Here is a 1,929-nt window from a genome sequence, read left to right as displayed (position 1 = left end):
GTCCTACATCCAGGGCCAACAACCACCCCACCCATCACGGACCGTGACAGTCAGTCAGTGCACACCAGAAGCGCACCGCTCAAGTTCGAAGACCCGGATTGGCCACCAACTTCGATGTCTTCGGGCGGCGTGCGGCCAAGTCCGATTTCCATTGCGCGACCGATGCCCGATATTCAGGCTTGCCGCTCCTGGTGGCCGCGTTGCGCCGCAACTCGCGGGAAATCGTCCCTGGATCACGTGCGACTTCCCGCGCGATTTCACGAACGCCCTTGCCTTGGGCGTTGAGGAGCGCGATCTCCTCCCGCTCAGAAAACGACAGGTACCTGCCCGAAGGCGGCTGCGGATCGAACGGTCGCATGCCGCCACATTGCCGGTACCAGCGCGTGGCCACCGCCGGCGCCACGCCGATAACCCCGGCCGCTTCCTCCGCGAGAAGCCCCTTGGCGATTTCGTCCCAGAACTCCGCCTCGATATGACGCTGAAATTTCGGATGCCCCGGTGACCTCAACTTCGGGCGCACCGCCCGATCGGCCGCCTGCTGACGACGAACCATCCCACACCTCGCTGATCACGAGGTGTTGCGACGATCAGTTGAATCCGCCCTGCGACCCGGCATCCGAGTGATGTATCAACTCGCCCCGCATGTAGGGGTGTTGATCGCGGTCGCGTTGCCATAGGGCCATGTCCAGAGCGTCCAGGACGAGGCGGGTCTGCTTCGACGTGGCGGCGGACCAGCCGACGATCCGGCGAGAGAAGGTGTCCACGACGAAGGCGACGTAGACGACGCCGGACCAGGTCTTGACGTGAGTGAAGTCGGCTACCCAACAGCGGTTCGGGGCCGGTGCGACAAAGTTTCGGTTGACCAGGTCCGGTGCCCGCTGCACGCTCGCATCCGGCACCGTAGTGATCACCTTCTTGCCGCGGATGGCGCCGGCGATGCCGAGCTCGCGCATCAGGCGTTCGACGGTGCACCGGGCCACCTGATGTCCGCGGCGGTTCAGCTCGTGCCAGATCTTCCTCGCCCCGTAGACGCGGAAGTTGGCGTCGTAGATGTCGGTGATGAGTTCTTTGAGTTCGGCGTCCCGCAAGGACCGGGCCGAGGGGGCGGCCGGGCGCTTCTTGGCCGCATAGTAGGTGGAGGGGGCGATGCTGCAGCCGTGTTGGGTGAGCACGTGGTAGATCGGCTCGACGCCGCCGAAGCGGTCCCGGTGCTCGTCGATGAAGTTCACGAGCGTGTGTGTGGCCGGTCGAGCCCGGCCGCGAAGAAACTTGCCGCGGCCTTCAAGATCTTGTTGGCTCGCTTGAGTTCGGCGATCTCCTTCTTCATCGCCTTGACCTGCGCGGACTCCTCGGTCGTCGTCCCCGGCCGGGCCCCGGCATCGATCTGGTCCTGGCGGACCCACTTGCGCAGCGTCTCGGTCGTCCCGATGCCCAGCTTCGCAGCGACCGCCTTCATCGCCGACCACTCGGTGTCGTACTCCGGACGCACCTCGGCGACCATGCGAACCGCTCGTTTGCGCAGCTCAAGGGGATAAGGGGAAGGACGTGCCATGACTCGATCCTCTCAAATGATCGAGTCTCTATCGAACCCGGAACGGTTCAACCCGACCACGATCGGTGTGTACGCCGACATGTGTTCCCAGACGGCTTCCAGGAACGGGACGATCACATACTCGCGGGCGGGTGAGCGGACCCGACGTCCTGTCGCCGCCCATGGGCTGTTGCCGTTTGATCACACTCCGGGCCAGTCCCCATCACACGGCGGGTCCAGCCTTATCCACCATGAACGCACACAAGAGCATGCGGAAGAAGGTCCGCGTTTCCGTGGCGACCACATCCTCGGCGGCATCAGGCGCGAGCAGCGCCTGTCCACCGCCGTGATGCTCCCGCCCACCACCGCCGCGGACCGCCTCGGCCTGGAGGACGTCA

2 protein-coding genes and 1 pseudogene are annotated in these 1,929 nt (G+C 65.0%); all 3 read right to left on the bottom strand.

Annotated elements, in window-relative coordinates:
* Positions 1 to 85: 85 nt before the first annotated feature.
* Positions 86 to 553: pseudogene (locus AB0I51_RS48355) on the bottom strand (helix-turn-helix domain-containing protein); the annotation flags it as partial.
* A 34-nt stretch (positions 554 to 587) separates the two neighbouring features.
* Positions 588 to 1,229: an IS3 family transposase gene (locus AB0I51_RS48350; protein WP_362985911.1), complete on the bottom strand. Its 642-nt coding sequence runs from the start codon at positions 1,227 to 1,229 to the stop codon at positions 588 to 590.
* Positions 1,226 to 1,552 (bottom strand): transposase, encoded by a 327-nt coding sequence (locus AB0I51_RS48345; protein ID WP_362985909.1) that lies wholly within the window; start codon positions 1,550 to 1,552, stop codon positions 1,226 to 1,228. Before AB0I51_RS48345 ends, AB0I51_RS48350 begins: the two co-directional genes overlap by 4 nt.
* Positions 1,553 to 1,929 lie beyond the last annotated feature (377 nt).

Source organism: Streptomyces sp. NPDC050549, from assembly GCF_040655035.1.
Taxonomy (GTDB): Bacteria; Actinomycetota; Actinomycetes; order Streptomycetales; family Streptomycetaceae; genus Streptomyces.
The sequence above is the reverse complement of the archived record's forward strand: the minus strand, read 5'-3'. Positions and strand labels throughout refer to the sequence as shown.